Below are 14,855 nucleotides of genomic sequence, written 5' to 3' on the forward strand. Positions count from 1 at the left end.
GCAAGCACCATGACCGACGTCACGACGGACAAGAAGCGCGCAAGCGGCGGAGCCGCAGCGCTTTTCGGCGAGAATTTCAGCATCGTTCACGTGCTGCTCGAAGGCCGCGCCTTCTTCGCGCTGATCGCCATCATCATCACCTTCTCGATGCTTTCGACCAACTATGCCACGATCGGCAACTTCCTGATCATGGCCAACCACGTTGCCATTTTCGGCCTGCTGGCAATCGGAATGCTGCTGGTCATTCTGAATGGCGGTATCGACCTCTCGGTGGGCTCGGTGCTCGGGCTTTCCGGCGTCTTCGCGGGCTTCCTGCTTCAGGGCGTGGAATTGCAATGGGCCGGGGTGATCTTCTACCCGCCGGTCTGGGCGGTGGTGGTGCTCACCGTTGCGCTCGGCGCCTTCGTGGGCTCGGTGAACGGCGTGCTGATCGCCTATTTCAAGGTGCCCGCCTTCGTCGCCACGCTGGGCTCGCTCTATGTCGCCCGTGGCGTCGCACTCCTGATGACCAACGGTCTGACCTATAACAACCTCTCGGGCGATCCCTCGCTCGGAAACACCGGCTTCGACTGGCTCGGCTTCAACCGCATCGCCGGCGTGCCGATCGGCGTCATCATCCTGGCGGTTATCGCCATCGCCACCGGTCTCATGCTCACGCGGAGCGCCTTCGGACGCTGGCTCTATTCCTCGGGCGGCAACGAGAATGCCGCCGAGCTGTCGGGTGTGCCGGTCAAGCGGGTCAAGATTACCGTCTACATGCTCTCGGGTGCCTGCGCCGCCATCGCCGGGCTTGTGCTCAGCTCTCAGCTCACCTCGGCGGGCCCGACCGCGGGTTTCACCTATGAACTCACCGCCATCGCTGCGGTCGTGGTTGGCGGCGCCTCGCTGATGGGCGGGCGCGGTACGGTGCGCGGCACCATGCTCGGCGCCTTCGTCATCGGCTTCCTGTCGGACGGCCTCGTCATCATCGGCGTCTCGTCCTACTGGCAGACCGTCTTCACCGGCGCCGTCATCGTGCTCGCCGTTATGCTCAACTCGATCCAGTACGGCGGAAAGGGCGGCCGCTGAGCCGCAAGCCATTCGCCATACCACAAGTTTTCGCGCCAGGGACGTCGGAGGAGACACCCGGCGCGGGAAGCGCCGCCGGAATTCCGGCGCAACGCAACCAAGAGGGAGAGGACCCCAAATGATTAAAGTCACCAAACGCGCCTTGCTCGCCGCCGCCGCCGCTCTGCCCCTGATGGCCGGCTCGGTCTGGGCCGAGGGCCTGATGTCCATCATCGTGACAGACCCGGCGAACCCGTACTGGTTCACTGAAGGCGAAGTCGCCAAGGCCACCGCGATCGAAATGGGCTACGAGGCCAACGTCTCCGCCCACAAGGGCGACACCAATGTCGAGAGCAACCTGATCGACGCCGCCATCACCAACAAATCCGCCGCGATCATTCTCGATCCGGCCAATGCCGACGGCTCCATCGGTGCGGTCAAGAAGGCGATCGAAGCGGGCATCCCCGTCTTCCTCGTCAATGCCGAGATCAACGAGAGCGGTCTTGCGATCGGTCAGCTGGTGTCCAACAACGCGCAGGGCGCTGCAATGGGCGCGGTGCAGTGGGTCGATCTGGTAGGCGACGAGGCCAAGTATGTCGAGTTCTTCGGCAACCCGGCCGACAACAACGCCGCCACCCGCTCGAACGGCTACGAGACCGTGATCAGCCAGTATCCGGGCCTCGAGAAGGTCGCCGAGGAAGTGGCCAACTGGGACCGGACCCAAGGCTACAACAAGATGCAGTCCATCATCCAGGCGAACCCGGACTTCACCGCCGTGATCTCCGGCAATGACGAGATGGCCCTTGGCGCGATCGCCGCGCTGAAGGAAGCCGGCAAGCTCGGCGACGTGATCGTGGGTGGTTTCGACGGCTCGCCCGATGCCGTGGAAGCGATCAAGGCCGGCGAGATGGCCTATTCGGTTCTCCAGCCCGTCGCCGTCTTCTCCGCTGAAGCCGTCAAGCAGGCCGATTACTACATCAAGAACGGCAAGCCGATGGTTGCAGAAGAAAAGCAGCTCTTCGACTGCCTGCTGATCACCCCGGATAACGTCGACAAGTACACCGCTCCCTTCGTTCTCTCGGAATAATCCGCTTCGCGGACCACTGCAAAACAAGTCAGGAGGCGCCCGAACGGGCGCCTCCGGTCATTTCCGGGAGCCCTTTTGATGGAGGCGACCGAACCGGGCAGCAATCGAAAGCCAGGGCGTCTTCAGCGAAGCGGTTTGTGCTATGCTTAGGGCGAGGATGTTCTAGCAGGAGGTTTGCACGTTGCTGTTGAAGTCACTCCGTCTCGCCGCTGCGGCCATGATCATTGGCGCTTTGACCGGTTCATTGCCAACCCTGGCGTCTTCGCAAGGCGCAGATATTCCGGCGTGGTTACAACAGCATGTCGGCACGGGCGACGGCCAGATCGCCCCGGTGATCCTGCAGAGGGCGCGCGCGCTCTACCAGCAGAAACTGCGGCAGGGCGTGGTCTCGAATCCCTGCTACCTTGCCAAGGACGCGACACGCCCGAGCACCGATCCCGGCGGCAGGCCGGGGCGCCGTTTTTTCATCATCTGCGAATCCCGGAAATCGTTCCGCGCGGTCTCGTCAGGCTATGGCAACGGGCGGAAATTGCGGCGCGCGGACTTTTCCAACGATCGGCAATGCGCGAAGAACTTCTCCAACGCGGAGGGGTCGAAACTGACAATGGGCGGATCATACGTGACCGCCGAGACGCGGACGTCCTTCAAAGGTTATGTCCGCCAGTCAGGCAAGCGCAGACCATTCCACCGCACCTTCCTGCTGTTTGACGGCGAGGGCGAAACGGAAAACGCTAGGGAGCGGGCCATCGGCGGACATCCGGCGGTTTTCGTGAAGTGGCAGTGCCGCTACAAGAATCCGCAAAGCGCCTATGCCGACAAGGACGGCTATGTCCCGTATGGCGAGCTGGTCAACTACACCGGCGGCCGCAGCAACGGTTGCACAACCTGGTCCCCCTCCGTTTCCGAGGAGATTCTCGCACTGGTGGAGGGCAACCCGACGACCCTCTACATCTATCCGGAATCCGGCGATATCGACGCGGTTGCAAATGCGGTGAAAAAAGGAGGGTCCCTGTCGCGTGCCGGGCTCTATTGGAACGCTGCATGTCTCAAGGCAATTGGCGCTCCGAAATTCTGGCCCAAGAACACCCTCCAGCCGATCATCAACGACTGGCGGCGGTCCCTGCCGAAGCAGCCGCAGCGGGAATTGCCGATCTGCAAGTGAAGGCGAACTTTTCTTCGCCCCCGAACGGAGGCCCTGCTTACGGGTCGAGGTTGTCCTTGGCGCTGCGAATGACATGTTCCATCGCCGCATGGGCGCGCTCCGGGTCATGATCGGCGATCGCCTGAACGATGGCGCGGTGATCGGCGGCGTTCTGTTCCAGCGCCTCCGGGCTGCGGAAACTGGTCTGTGCGTGCACTTCGCGATCGAGCACGGTAACCAACGTGGTCTGCACCAGATCGCCCAGCGAATGCATGAACCGGTTGCCGGTCATGCCGAGGATGGCGGTGTGAAATCCGAGATCCTCGGCGATGAACTCCCGGCGTGTCGTGGCCTTCGAGAGCGCCTTGACCCGGGCGTCGAGGATGGAACATTGCTCGGGCTCGGCACGCCGGGCGACCATCGCGGCAGCCGCCGGCTCGAAGACCAGGCGGATCTCGAACAACTCGTCAAGGAAACTCCCCGACTGGCGCAGCGACGCGTGCCAGCGCAGCACATCGGCATCGAACATGCTCCAATCGGTCGCCGGCCGAACCCGCGTGCCGACCTTGGCCTTGGATTCCAGCAGACCCTTGGCGACGAGGATCTTCTTGGCCTCGCGAATAACGGTGCGCGAGACGCCGAACATCTCCTCCAGGTCGGGGTCGAACGGGATCAGCGTGCCTTGCGGGTATTCACCGGCGACAATGCCAAGCCCGAGCTGTTCAACCACGTGCATCGTGCTGTTCAGAGCCCGCTCGGCAAAGCCGCCGGGCGAGGTGAAATTCATGATTGCGTCGCGGAGTCGCTTGCTGGCCTTCTTCCCCTGGTCGTCGCCCATCCCAATGCCTTTTGCAGCATGATGAACGCGAAGAGCAGGCCTCCGATGACGATCTTGGTCCACCAGCTCGACAGCGTGCCATCAAACACGATGTAAGTCTGTATCAGTCCCATAATCAGGATGCCAAAGAAAGTCCCGGCGACATAGCCGGAGCCACCGGTCAGAAGTGTGCCGCCGATGACAACGGCGGCGATGGCGTCGAGCTCGACACCGACGGTGGCAAGCGAGTAGCCGGCCGAGGTGTAGATCGAGTAGACGATTCCGGCGAGTCCGGCCAACCCGCCGCCGATGGCGTAGACGGTGATAGTGGTGCGCGCGATCGGCACCCCCATCAGCCGCGCCGTGGCCGAACTGCCGCCGAGCGCGTAGACATTGCGGCCGAAGCGGGTGCGATGCAGAACCAGCATCGCCACGATATAGGCGAGGATCATGATGCCGCCGATCAGCCGGAAGCGGCCGCCGCCCGGCGCCTTCCAGACCACGTCCTGGATCGTGTCGTAGAACGGGTGCGTGATCGGCACGGAATCGGTCGAGAGCACATAGGCCAGCCCGCGCATCAGGAACATGCCCGCGAGCGTGACGATGAAGGGCGGCATTTCGAGGTAGTGGATGATACTGCCCATCGCACCGCCGAAGGCGGTGGTGATCATCAGGAGCAGGGCAAAGGCCACGAGTGGATGGATCCCGGTCTCGCGCAGGATCACCGCTAGAAAGACCCCGGAGAAGGCGATCACCGAGCCGACCGAGAGGTCGATGCCGCCCGACAGGATCACGAAGGTCATGCCGACCGCCGTGAGGCCAAGAAAGGCGTTGTCGGTCAGAAGGTTGGCGACAACGCGGCTGGAGAACATCGTGGGATATTGCGAACCGCCGATCAGGAAGGCCAGCACGAAGGTGGCCATGGTGATGTAGAGCGCGAGCCGGGGCGAACGCATCATGACCGGGTCTCCTTCGCCAGTTGGGCCTTGGGTGCCACGTCCGGCGCGTCGGATACGGTCGAACTCGCCTTGGCGCGGAGCAGGTAGAGTCTGTGTTTCACGGTGGGGGACTGGATCACGAGGATGACGATGATGATCAGCGCCTTGATGACGAGGTTGAATTCCGGCGGCATGCCCGAGAGCAGGATGACCGAGTTCACCGACTGGATGATGAGTGCTCCGAGCAGCGAGGCGACGATGGAGAACCGCCCGCCGAGCAGGGAGTTGCCGCCGATGACCACGGCAAGGATGGCGTCCAGTTCCATCCAGAGCCCGGCATTGTTGGCATCCGCGCCCTTGATGTCGGCGGCAACGATCACGCCGGCGAGCGCCGCGACGAAGCCGGAGACAAGGTAGACGGTGACGAGCAGCACCCGGGAGTTGATGCCGGCGAGGCGCGAGGCGGTCTCGTTGATGCCGATGGCCTCGATCAGCATCCCGAGCGCGGTGCGGCGCACGACGAGGGTGACCAACGTTCCCATGGCCAGCCAGATCACGATGGGCGTCGGGATGCCCAGGATCGTGCCCGCGCCAAGGTGGATCAGCCCCTCGTTGAGGAAGGTCATTATCTTGCCTTCGGTGATGAGTTGCGCGACCCCGCGCCCCGCGACCATCAACACCAGCGTGGCGACGATGGGTTGGACGCGGAAGAAGGCAACCAGCACACCGTTCCAGAGGCCGGCAGCAAGCCCGGCGAGCAGCGCCGCGATCAGGGCGGTGAACCACCCGCCTCCGCCGGTGACCACGCTGGCGGCGACCGCGCCGGCTATGGCCATCACCGCACCGACCGAGAGGTCGATGCCCTTGGTGGCGATCACCAGCGTCATGCCGATGGAGAGCAGCGCGACCGGCGCGCCCCGGTTGAGCACGTCGATCAGGTTGCCGAACAGCCGGCCGTTCTGGAACTCGATGTGAAAGAAGCCCGGGAAAACGGCGAAATTCAGCAGCAGGACGACGCAAAGGATGATGAGTTGCGGCAGGACGCGCCGGAAGGTTGCGCCGATCATGCTGCGCTCTCCCCTTGGCTGATGGATTTCACGATCCGTTCGGTGGTAATCTCCTCGCCGCCCAGTTCGCGGACCTGGCGGCGGTCGCGCAGCACGAGCACGCGGCTCGAATAGGCCACCAGTTCTTCCATTTCTGAGGAGGCGACAATCAGCGCCATGCCCTGCTCGCGCAGGCGTTCGATCAGCGAGATGATCTCGGCATGGGCGCCGACATCGATGCCGCGCGTGGGCTCGTCGAGGATCAGGATGTCCGGCTCCGTCGCCAGCCAGCGCGCGAGCAGCGCCTTCTGCTGGTTGCCGCCCGAAAGCAGGCGGATCGGCATGTTGGGGCTGGCAAGCCGGATGTCGAGTGCCTTCACGTATTCATCGACGATCTGGTTGATCCGCGAACGCTTCAGCGGCCGGGTCCAGCCCTGTCGTGCCTGAAGCGACAGGATGATGTTCTCTCGTACCGACAGATCGCCGACGATGCCGTCGGTCTTGCGGTCTTCCGGGCAGAGGCCGAAGCGTTTCTCAAGCGCGATGCGGGGGCTGTTGAGACGGATCGGTTGGCCGCGCAGCTCCGCGCGGCCATGATCGGCCGAGACCACGCCGAAGATCACCTTGCAGGTCTCGGTGCGGCCCGAACCGAGCAGCCCGGCCAGCCCCACCACTTCGCCCTTGCGCAGTTCGAGGTCAAAGGGGGCGATCATACCGCGTTTGCCGTAGCCCTTGAGGCTCAGGATCGTGTCGCCCGGGCTGGCGTGGCTGGCTTTGCGCTTGGTGGCCTCGAGGTGATGGCCGAGCATCAGCTCGACGATGTCGCCCTGGCTCACGTCCGATAATTTGCGGGTGCCGACGACGCAGCCGTTGCGCAGCACCGTGGCCCGGTCGGAAATCTCGAACACCTGGTCGAGGAAATGGGTGATGAACACCACCGCCATGCCGCGCGCCGTCAAGTTGCGCACGACCGAGAATACCAGCTCGATCTCTTCGCGGTCGAGGCTCGCCGTGGGTTCGTCGAGGATCAGCACCTTGCCGGAAAGCTCCACGGCGCGGGCGATGGCGACGACCTGCTGGATGGCGATGGAATAGGAGGACAGCAGTTGGGTCGGGTCGATGTCGAGGCCGTAGCCCTTGAGGATCTCGCGGGTGCGCCTGTGCATCTGGCGATGATCGAGCATCCCGCGCTTCACCGGTTGCCAGCCGAGAAAGAGATTGTCCGAAACAGACATGTTTTCCAGCAGGTTGACCTCCTGGTAGACCGTGCCGATGCCGTGTTTCTGGCTCTCGACCGGCCCGCGCGGATTAATCTCGGTGCCGTCCAGCTCAATGGTTCCGCCGTCGCGATGGTAGGCGCCTGTGAGGCTCTTGATGAGAGTGGATTTGCCGGCTCCGTTCTCGCCGAGCAGAGCATGAACTTCGCCGGGGTAGAGGGTCAGGTCTACCTTGTCCAGCGCAATGGCGCCGGCAAAGAACTTGTCTATCCCCCTGGCGCGCAGCACGGGTTTCGGTTGGTCTCGCATGGCCTGCTCCCTCCTCCACGAGTAAGCCACCGGCCCGAAGGCCGGTGCCGGTTCGGGAAAGTCCGCATGGGACCTTCCCGAAGACTTTAGCCTGTGTCAGTAGCCGAGGCCTTTTTTCATATCGTAGATGGCCTGGTTGTCGTCCTCTGCCGTGAAGAGCTTGGATTCGGTCTGAACCCATTTCTCCGGCAGGGTGCCGTCCGCCCAGAACGCGTCGAGGATATCGAAGGCCGGGCCGGCCATGTTCGGCGTCAGCTCGACAGTCGCGTTGGCTTCGCCTTTGGCAATGGCCAGGTGCATGTCCGGCACCGCGTCGATGGCAACGACGAGGATGTCCTTGCCGGGCTCGGCGCCCGCTTCCTTGATCGCCTGGATCGCGCCAACGGCCATGTCGTCGTTATGGGCGTAGAGCGCGCAGATATTCTCAGCGCCCTCGGCCTTGAGGAAGCTCTCCATCACAACCTTGCCCTGGGCCCGGGTGAAATCGCCGGTCTGGCTGCGCACGATCTTGATATTGGACGCATCGGCAATGGCTTTCTCGAAGCCGGCCTTGCGGTCGATCGCGGGCGACGAGCCCGTGGTGCCCTGAAGCTCGACAACGCTGCAATCCTTGCCGGCCACGGTATCGACCAGCCACTTGCCGGCAACTTCGCCCTCGTAAACCGTGTCGGAGGTGACGGCGGTCATGTAGAGATCGTCGGGGGCATCGACCTTGCGGTCGAGCAGGATGACCGGGATCTCGGCATCCTGTGCTTCTTCGAGCACGGAGTCCCAACCAGTGGCGACGACCGGGGCGAGCAAGATCGCGTCGACCCCTTGCGCGATGAAGCCACGCAGCGCCTTGATCTGGTTTTCCTGCTTCTGCTGGGCGTCGGCGAACTTAAGGTTGATGCCACGCTCCGTTGCCTGCTCCTTGGTGACCGTGGTCTCCGCCGCCCTCCAGCCGGATTCGGAGCCGATCTGCGAAAAGCCGACTGTCTTGTCGGCGGCCCATGCGCCGAGCGGTGTCAGGGCCACGGCTGATACGAGAAGTGCTGTCTTGAGTTTCATGGTTTCCTCCCTGAGGAAAATTCCTCATTCGGCTAATAAGTATGATTTAATGAGTTCAGTAAATGGACGATCCTGCTCCACATATGTCCGATTCAGCAGCGCGCAGAGATACCCTCCCATGGTGTGCCCGGATCAGCTTGCGACCACCGGAGCCCGCTTTTGGTTTGCCCAATGTCCTTGCGCGGGTGGCGATGGCTTGAACGCGGCGTTTGCCGTCGACATGGATTTCGCAAACCGGCTTCGAGGCCCCGCCTTTTCCCGCACGCCGGGGACGCGAGACCGGTGGATGTCAAAAAGAACGGCCTCGGCAATGGAACGATCGGCCGCATCCGCCTGGCGGCTGTCTTTCCCTGTGACTCTCGAATACATCCTGCGCCACGGCGCCGGTGATCCCGCAAGGTGCTGCTCGCCAGGGGAGAGATTTTGGTGATTTCTGCTCATGACTGCTAGTCGCGCCGGACCCTCAATCCAATGCGCGACCTGGGTCATGGACTTCGTGCACGACGAGCTCGTGGCCGGCCGCAAGATCCGTGTTCTGAACATCGTGGACACATACTCGCGTTTCTCGCCCGCGACCGATCCGCAGTTCAGCTATCGCGGCGAAGACATGGTCCGCACCCTCGAGCGGGTTTGCAAGGAAGTCCGTCCCCACAGCGCGATCGGCAGCAACCCGCCTTTAACGCTGATGAACGGCTCAGGGACGGTGCCACCATCCTGACCCGTAACCCTCGGAAAATCGCCAGCCGGGTGGTCCAAACGGCGGTAGCAGGTCACCCCGTCATAGACCAAGATTAAAACCGGACCACTCGATTGCGGCAGGTCAGAATTTCACCATTTTTTGCAATATGCCGATTCAACGAGCCGTGCTCGATGAGGGCTTGTTACTCTTGTCCGGGTACGTGTTTTTCAAATTATCTGGCGCGAAGGTCGCCAACATTTGATTGGCGTCATTGACGAGACTCACTTTCGGTGGCGACCCTTGGTGCAAGTCTCAAAAGGCTGCGAACCGAAAGGGATTTGGCAAAATGTCCGGGACCGAGACCGCGGACCTTTATATGGGCTTCACGGCTCCGCTGATGCCTTTCGCCTATCTCTCGGTGCTGACGCTTGTGGCACTCCCAGTCGCTGCCCTGCTCGGCTACCATATTGGAAAGTTCGCGTGCCGCCGTCGCCACGAAGGCCAGGTTCGGCCCGAGCAGGCACCGGGTGCCACCCCCCTCGGAGCGATGCTGGCACTTCTCGGGCTTTTGCTCGGCTTTGCATTCAGCTCGGCGCTAGGGTGGCGCGAGGAACGACAGGCAGCACTCGTTCAAGAGGCCGCCGCGATCAGCACGGCCTTCCTGACAGCAAGCCTTGTCAATGATCCGGGGCGCAGCGATCTTCAGTCCCAGTTGCTCGCCTATGCGAATACACGCATCGCGAGCCGTGCGGATATCGGATCAATGGAAGCCTGGAACGCCTTTCTGGAGCGGACCCTTGAAGCACAGGCGAAAGTCTGGCCAGCGACGATGCAAGCCATCGGAGGAACAACATCCGATCCGATCCGGGCTGCAGTCGTGCGCAGCGTGACCGACATGCTCGACGCCCATACATATCGCCTAGCCGCAGCCGCTGAACAGATCCCGCCGCCGGCCAAGCTCATGATCTTTCTGGCCTCCGTCGTGGCGATCTTTGTCGTCGGCAACCGGACGGCAATGCAGGGCAAGACGCTGACCTGGCACGTTTTCGCTTTTGCGGGGCTGCTATCGGTCGTCATGATCGTGATCTTCGACCTCGACAGAGCGCTGGAAGGCACGATGAGGGTGAACACCGACACCATGCTTGCGACGATCCGGGACATGGAGGCGATGCTGGATGCTTCCGTCGACAAAGACCTCTTTGAATAGCCTGTGATCTCGATGGGTACACGTAGACGTCCGGATTTATCGCGAGGCATTCTGCGAGTTGCGCAGACTGATTGGCCGGCCGGCAAACCGAGTGTCGTCAGAACCCGGACCTTGTCCCGGACGTCCGACACTCTGGCAAGCAAAACCGCCGGCCCGCCGTTTCTGCACGCAAGAACCTACTCTCCGAGAACCTCGAGAAGAACCTCACCGGCCGCGCCGGACGGGGGAGGTGTTCCAGCGATCGTCGCAAGCGTGAGCGCAACATCAACCGTGTGAACCCGTCGCGATACAGTTTGCGGCTTGATGCCGTAGCCGGCGACCAGGATGGGAACAAAGGTGTCGTATCTCCAGGGAGAACCGTGCGTGACCGTGACCGACAGGCCGTCCATGTCGTTGATGAACCAGCCCGGTTTGAACACCAGGTAAATGTCTCCGGAACGGTCCGGGTGATAGTTGTTGAGCACCGCCCGGGTCAGGGCGTTCTCCGGCAGCGATCCCTCCCGAAGCCGCGCGCTTGGGAGTGCGAAGGCAACGCCGTCGAACCCGACCAGTTCTTCGGCAATGGCCGTTTCGAGGGCCGCCCGGTCGATGCCTTCATTTGCCCGGACCTCATCAGCGAGGTTGAGATACGGATGATCGTAACCCTGGATCAGCGGGCCCGAGAGGTCGAACCGCGCCTTGATCCGTGCAATCGCGGCTTCCGCATCCCATGCGTCCGGTGTCACATATCCGCCGAGACCGCCGATTTCTTCCAGAAACCCGGGAGCTTCGGGCGCACCATGATCGGCGGAGAGGACGATCAGGGTTTTGTCCAGCCCGACCTCCTGATCGACATAGCTGAACAGATCGGCCAGCGTCCGGTCGAGTTGAAGAAGATTGTCCTCGGATTCGAGGCTCGACGGGCCGAAGAAATGGCCGACATAATCGGTGACCGAAAAGCTGACGCCGAGGAAATCGGTGATCTCGTCATCGCCGAGTCCCTCGCGGTCGATCAGCGTCTTGGCGAAATCGGCCGTCATCGCATCTCCCGGTGGGCTGAGAGTCAGGAGCGTTGTGAAGTATTTGCCGTCCGCGGCTCCCAGCGGATGCGGGAACGTGGCCCCGAAGCCCGCGAAATCCGGCTCCCACGGCTGGTCGTCGCGGTCGCCGAACATGTAGGTCTCGACAGGTTGCAGGAGTTCCCATGACGTGTCGCCGAAGCCTTGCGGCAGGCCCTTCGCGTTCCACTCGACGACCCAGTCGGGATACTCATCGTAATAGTAGGAACTTGTCACGAACTGGCCGGCCGATTTCGAGAACCAGAAGGCCTTGCCGCTGTGGCCGGCCATCGAAACCGCTCCCCGGTCCTTGATCGAGACGCCAAAGACATTGGCGCCGCCAGCCGTCTCCACCGACAGTTCGTCTCCGAAGGTGGTCGTCAGGATTGTTCGGGGCGAGCGGCCGTCGCTGGCCGCCGCCTTCTGCGTCGGGTCGATTTCCGTTTCGGCATCGACCCCCGCGCCGCCTGTCAGGATCGTGTAGTCGGGATCCTCGATATTGTAGACCGTTCGGCCAAGGGTTCGGTCGAACCAGAGGTTGCCGACCATGCCGTGTGCGGATGGATTGGCGCCTGTTGCCAGTGTCGTGTGACCGACGATCGTTTCGGTGTTGGCATGCGCGTGATGGGCGTTGGTGTAGTGGATGCCGTCTTCCAGAAGGTATCGGAAGCCACCTTCTCCGAGGCGATCGAAATAGCGGGTCGGAAGGTCGCCCCTCAGCTGATCGACCGTGATCTGCAGGATCAGCCGGGGCCTCTCTTGAGCCGTGGCGCCAGCTCCAAGGGCACCGGTTAACACAATCGCAAAACCGATGGTTCTTGCGCTGAAAAACATCGTCATGAGCCTCCCGTTAATCCACGTATTTTCCACGGATGCGCGGGCGTAGCCGGATCGCACCCGTCCGAATTATTTCGACAAACCCCTCACAAAACAGCAGGTCGCTGGCTCTTGAGGAAGGAAACTATCATCCGCCGACCTTCGCCAAGGCTCTCAATCCGCCGGCACTGCCGCAGGGAAGTCCCAGCTTCCGTCGAGGATTTCCGGGCGCGGCTGATAAAGGCGCACGGCATAGTTCCAGCCCTCCATGATCGGGATGCAATTCACCCGTCCGTCATCACAGCCACCGAGATTGACCGTCATCGAGCCGTCATCGTTGCGCATGCCCGTGACGCTGTTGATGTTGTAGACGCCGAGGTCATTCTTCTCGTACCGGCCTTCGGCATTATAGAGGCTGACCGACCAGAAGGCGTCAACGGGGACGTCGCTTGGTACCTCGATCTTGTACTCGCCTACCGGCAAGTTCGGTTCGACGTTCAGGTAGTATGCCTGCTCTTCGGGCAGGCCTCCCCAACCGAAGGCGGCGCCGAGGAAATACCGCACGGGATCGACCGCGTCCTTCCGGCCGAAAGTGCGGCTCGAATCCCCCATGTAGCGGCTGAGTTCGAGCGCGGCAGCGAAGACCGCCTCGAAACTCTGGTCGTCATAGTTGGGCAGGATGAAGGGCTTCGCAGACGCCGCATCGATCGCGATCTGGTCCTGAAGCGCGTTGACGGCGGCCACGTCTCCGGGGTCCGAGGAATCGACGAGCGTTCGGAAGAGGATGGCAATGTAAGGCGTGTCGAATGTCTCCATGTCGAGTGTGTAGGTGCCTCCACCGACGAATACCTCGTTCATGTAGTGGTCCTGGTTGACGATCTGGGCCGAGATATAGCGGTCGCCGGTTTCAGGAATGGTCAGGGTAGCGCCTTCGCTGATATCGACGATAGCCGTGCTGTAGAGCGTGTCGCGGTTCATCCGGATCGTCGGCTGCTGGTCGATCGGCGTGGGTTCCCGAACATGGAACATCGTGTTCACGCCACCGATGAAGTCCAGATACTTGGCGAATTCCCGATCCGTGGCCGCGCGCACGAAATTGTCGACGGTGACGGGGATTTTTCGACCCTCGACGATGTCGTCAAACTGGTTCTGCAGCGTTCCCGCGAAGGCCGTGGGCACCAGGGTGAACGAGAGGACGGTTGTCGCAATACCGAATGATTTCAGCTTTTCAGAGATACGCATGGCGAAGCATCCTTGTTGTCGGGACGTGGAGACCGGCGATGCCGATCTCCGAATTTTTCAGGCATGGCGGAGGCGCGGGCGTCAGGTCAGTCCGCCGACTCCACGCTCGGAAACGCCCAGCTTCCGTCGAGCACGTCCGCACCGGGCTCGTAGAGCCGGACGGTGTAGTTCCACCCTTCCATGATCGGCAGACAGTTCACGCGTCCGTCGTCGCAGCCGCCGAGGTGGACGGTCATCGAGCCATCGTCATTGCGCGTGCCCGTGACACTGTTGACGTTGTAGGCGCCAAAGGCGTTCTTTTCGAAAAACCCGTCGGCGTTGTAGAGGCTGACCGACCAGAACGCGTCGACCGGCACGTCGGCCGGAACCTCGATCTTGTACGCATCCACCGGCAGGCCGGGCTCGATATTGAGGTACAAGGCCTGCGCTTCCGGCAGGCCACCCCAGCCGACGGCTGCGCCGAGGAAATACCGCACCGGGTCAACCTCGCCCTTCGGCCCGAAGGTACGCGAACTGTCCGGGCCGTACCGCCCAAGCTCGATTGCCGCTTTCAGGACCGCTTCGAAGCTGTCCTCATCGTAATTCGGAAGCACAAAGGGCTTGGACGAGCCGGCATCCACGGTGATCGCATCCTGCAAGGCGTTGACTGCCGCGACATCGTCAGGATCCGCGGCATCGACCAGGGTCCGGATGATCACCAGCACGTAGGGTGTGTCGAACGTCTCTGTGTCGAGGGTGTAGCTGCCGCCGCCGACAAAGACGTCATTCATGTAGTGATCCTGATTCACGATCTGCGCCGAGATGTACCGCTCGCCGGTTTCCGGCAGGACGAGCGTCGCGCCCTCGCTGATGTCGATTACCGCCATGCTGTAGAGCGTGTCACGGTTCATCCGGATCGTCGGCTGATGCTCGACCGGCGTCGGACTGCGGCTGTGAAAGAACGTGTTCACGCCCCCGGACAGCGCAAGATACTTGCTGAACTCGATTTCGCTGGCGGCCCGGACAAAGTTATCGACAGTGATCGGGATCTCCCGCGTATCGAGAAGTGCCCGCAAGTTGTCCGATGCGCTCTGTGCATTTGCCGTATCGGCACTGATCGTTGCAGCGGTGACGGCAAGGACGGCTCCTACCAGTCGTGATCTGGACATTTTCTCCTCCCAATTTATGGCGTCACTTTCGTCCGCCATCTACCCTTTCTGATGGGGCAGGGGCCGGATTGCAG

General features: G+C 62.2%; 12 protein-coding genes and 1 pseudogene. 5 read left to right on the plus strand and 8 right to left on the minus strand.

Annotated elements, in window-relative coordinates; translation table 11 throughout:
* Nucleotides 1-9: 9 nt before the first annotated feature.
* The 3 genes from BLR85_RS10705 (at nucleotide 10) to BLR85_RS10715 (ending at nucleotide 3,296) form a co-directional block, all read left to right on the plus strand.
* The gene (locus BLR85_RS10705) at nucleotides 10-1,068 is read left to right on the plus strand and encodes an ABC transporter permease (RefSeq protein ID WP_093155287.1); all 1,059 of its coding nucleotides are present in this window, start codon (nucleotides 10-12) and stop codon (nucleotides 1,066-1,068) included.
* A 118-nt stretch (nucleotides 1,069-1,186) separates the two neighbouring features.
* Nucleotides 1,187-2,134, plus strand: a complete 948-nt coding sequence (locus BLR85_RS10710; RefSeq protein ID WP_093155290.1) for a D-ribose ABC transporter substrate-binding protein — start codon at nucleotides 1,187-1,189, stop codon at nucleotides 2,132-2,134.
* A 187-nt stretch (nucleotides 2,135-2,321) separates the two neighbouring features.
* Nucleotides 2,322-3,296, plus strand: coding sequence for a murein L,D-transpeptidase catalytic domain family protein (locus BLR85_RS10715; protein ID WP_244520690.1), 975 nt, complete (start codon nucleotides 2,322-2,324; stop codon nucleotides 3,294-3,296).
* Nucleotides 3,297-3,333: 37 nt separating this feature from the next.
* Here BLR85_RS10715 and BLR85_RS10720 read toward each other — a convergent pair whose 3' ends face one another.
* The 5 genes from BLR85_RS10720 to ytfQ all read right to left on the minus strand — a co-directional run bounded on the left by BLR85_RS10720 (nucleotide 3,334) and on the right by ytfQ (nucleotide 8,652).
* Nucleotides 3,334-4,062 carry a FadR/GntR family transcriptional regulator gene (locus tag BLR85_RS10720; protein WP_093155437.1) on the minus strand — a complete coding sequence of 243 codons (729 nt, stop codon included), beginning with the start codon at nucleotides 4,060-4,062 and terminating at the stop codon, nucleotides 3,334-3,336.
* Nucleotides 4,059-5,051 carry a galactofuranose ABC transporter, permease protein YjfF gene (gene yjfF / locus BLR85_RS10725; protein WP_093155293.1) on the minus strand — a complete coding sequence of 331 codons (993 nt, stop codon included), beginning with the start codon at nucleotides 5,049-5,051 and terminating at the stop codon, nucleotides 4,059-4,061. Before yjfF ends, BLR85_RS10720 begins: the two co-directional genes overlap by 4 nt.
* Nucleotides 5,048-6,097, minus strand: coding sequence for an ABC transporter permease (locus tag BLR85_RS10730; RefSeq protein WP_093155296.1), 1,050 nt, complete (start codon nucleotides 6,095-6,097; stop codon nucleotides 5,048-5,050). The genes yjfF and BLR85_RS10730 overlap by 4 nt, the downstream gene beginning before the upstream one ends.
* Complete coding sequence (locus BLR85_RS10735) at nucleotides 6,094-7,602, minus strand: sugar ABC transporter ATP-binding protein (protein ID WP_093155298.1); 1,509 nt, start codon at nucleotides 7,600-7,602, stop codon at nucleotides 6,094-6,096. The genes BLR85_RS10730 and BLR85_RS10735 overlap by 4 nt, the downstream gene beginning before the upstream one ends.
* Nucleotides 7,603-7,698: 96 nt before the next feature.
* Nucleotides 7,699-8,652: a galactofuranose ABC transporter, galactofuranose-binding protein YtfQ gene (gene ytfQ / locus BLR85_RS10740; RefSeq protein ID WP_093155302.1), complete on the minus strand. Its 954-nt coding sequence runs from the start codon at nucleotides 8,650-8,652 to the stop codon at nucleotides 7,699-7,701.
* Between the two features lie 481 nt (nucleotides 8,653-9,133).
* Between ytfQ and BLR85_RS29835 the strand changes: the two are divergent.
* Nucleotides 9,134-9,295 (plus strand): annotated as a pseudogene (locus BLR85_RS29835) (IS3 family transposase); the annotation flags it as partial.
* Between the two features lie 382 nt (nucleotides 9,296-9,677).
* On the plus strand, nucleotides 9,678-10,538 hold the full coding sequence (locus tag BLR85_RS10750) for a bestrophin-like domain (protein ID WP_093155308.1): 861 nt from the start codon (nucleotides 9,678-9,680) through the stop codon (nucleotides 10,536-10,538).
* Between the two features lie 176 nt (nucleotides 10,539-10,714).
* Here the strand turns inward: BLR85_RS10750 and BLR85_RS10755 are convergent, their stop codons facing one another.
* From BLR85_RS10755 to BLR85_RS10765, 3 genes are all read right to left on the minus strand, one after another.
* Nucleotides 10,715-12,415, minus strand: a complete 1,701-nt coding sequence (locus BLR85_RS10755) for an alkaline phosphatase family protein (RefSeq protein ID WP_212635063.1) — start codon at nucleotides 12,413-12,415, stop codon at nucleotides 10,715-10,717.
* Between the two features lie 150 nt (nucleotides 12,416-12,565).
* Nucleotides 12,566-13,633 (minus strand): DUF1214 domain-containing protein, encoded by a 1,068-nt coding sequence (locus BLR85_RS10760; RefSeq protein WP_093155311.1) that lies wholly within the window; start codon nucleotides 13,631-13,633, stop codon nucleotides 12,566-12,568.
* A gap of 86 nt (nucleotides 13,634-13,719) precedes the next feature.
* A complete protein-coding gene (locus BLR85_RS10765) occupies nucleotides 13,720-14,781 on the minus strand; it encodes a DUF1214 domain-containing protein (protein ID WP_093155314.1) in 1,062 nt (353 codons plus the stop codon).
* Nucleotides 14,782-14,855 lie beyond the last annotated feature (74 nt).

It is taken from the genome of Aliiruegeria lutimaris, assembly GCF_900099935.1.
GTDB lineage: Bacteria > Pseudomonadota > Alphaproteobacteria > Rhodobacterales > Rhodobacteraceae > Tropicimonas > Tropicimonas lutimaris.

What these genes read in the sequence shown, in the direction of transcription:
- BLR85_RS10735 (WP_093155298.1), bottom strand. Translation starts at nt 7,602, where the DNA reads ATGCGAGACCAACCGAAACCCGTGCTGCGCGCCAGGGGGATAGACAAG.
- ytfQ (WP_093155302.1), bottom strand. Translation starts at nt 8,652, where the DNA reads ATGAAACTCAAGACAGCACTTCTCGTATCAGCCGTGGCCCTGACACCG.
- yjfF (WP_093155293.1), bottom strand. Translation starts at nt 5,051, where the DNA reads ATGATGCGTTCGCCCCGGCTCGCGCTCTACATCACCATGGCCACCTTC.
- BLR85_RS10705 (WP_093155287.1), top strand. Translation starts at nt 10, where the DNA reads ATGACCGACGTCACGACGGACAAGAAGCGCGCAAGCGGCGGAGCCGCA.
- BLR85_RS10765 (WP_093155314.1), bottom strand. Translation starts at nt 14,781, where the DNA reads ATGTCCAGATCACGACTGGTAGGAGCCGTCCTTGCCGTCACCGCTGCA.
- BLR85_RS10730 (WP_093155296.1), bottom strand. Translation starts at nt 6,097, where the DNA reads ATGATCGGCGCAACCTTCCGGCGCGTCCTGCCGCAACTCATCATCCTT.
- BLR85_RS10750 (WP_093155308.1), top strand. Translation starts at nt 9,678, where the DNA reads ATGTCCGGGACCGAGACCGCGGACCTTTATATGGGCTTCACGGCTCCG.
- BLR85_RS10755 (WP_212635063.1), bottom strand. Translation starts at nt 12,415, where the DNA reads ATGACGATGTTTTTCAGCGCAAGAACCATCGGTTTTGCGATTGTGTTA.
- BLR85_RS10760 (WP_093155311.1), bottom strand. Translation starts at nt 13,633, where the DNA reads ATGCGTATCTCTGAAAAGCTGAAATCATTCGGTATTGCGACAACCGTC.
- BLR85_RS10720 (WP_093155437.1), bottom strand. Translation starts at nt 4,062, where the DNA reads ATGAATTTCACCTCGCCCGGCGGCTTTGCCGAGCGGGCTCTGAACAGC.
- BLR85_RS10710 (WP_093155290.1), top strand. Translation starts at nt 1,187, where the DNA reads ATGATTAAAGTCACCAAACGCGCCTTGCTCGCCGCCGCCGCCGCTCTG.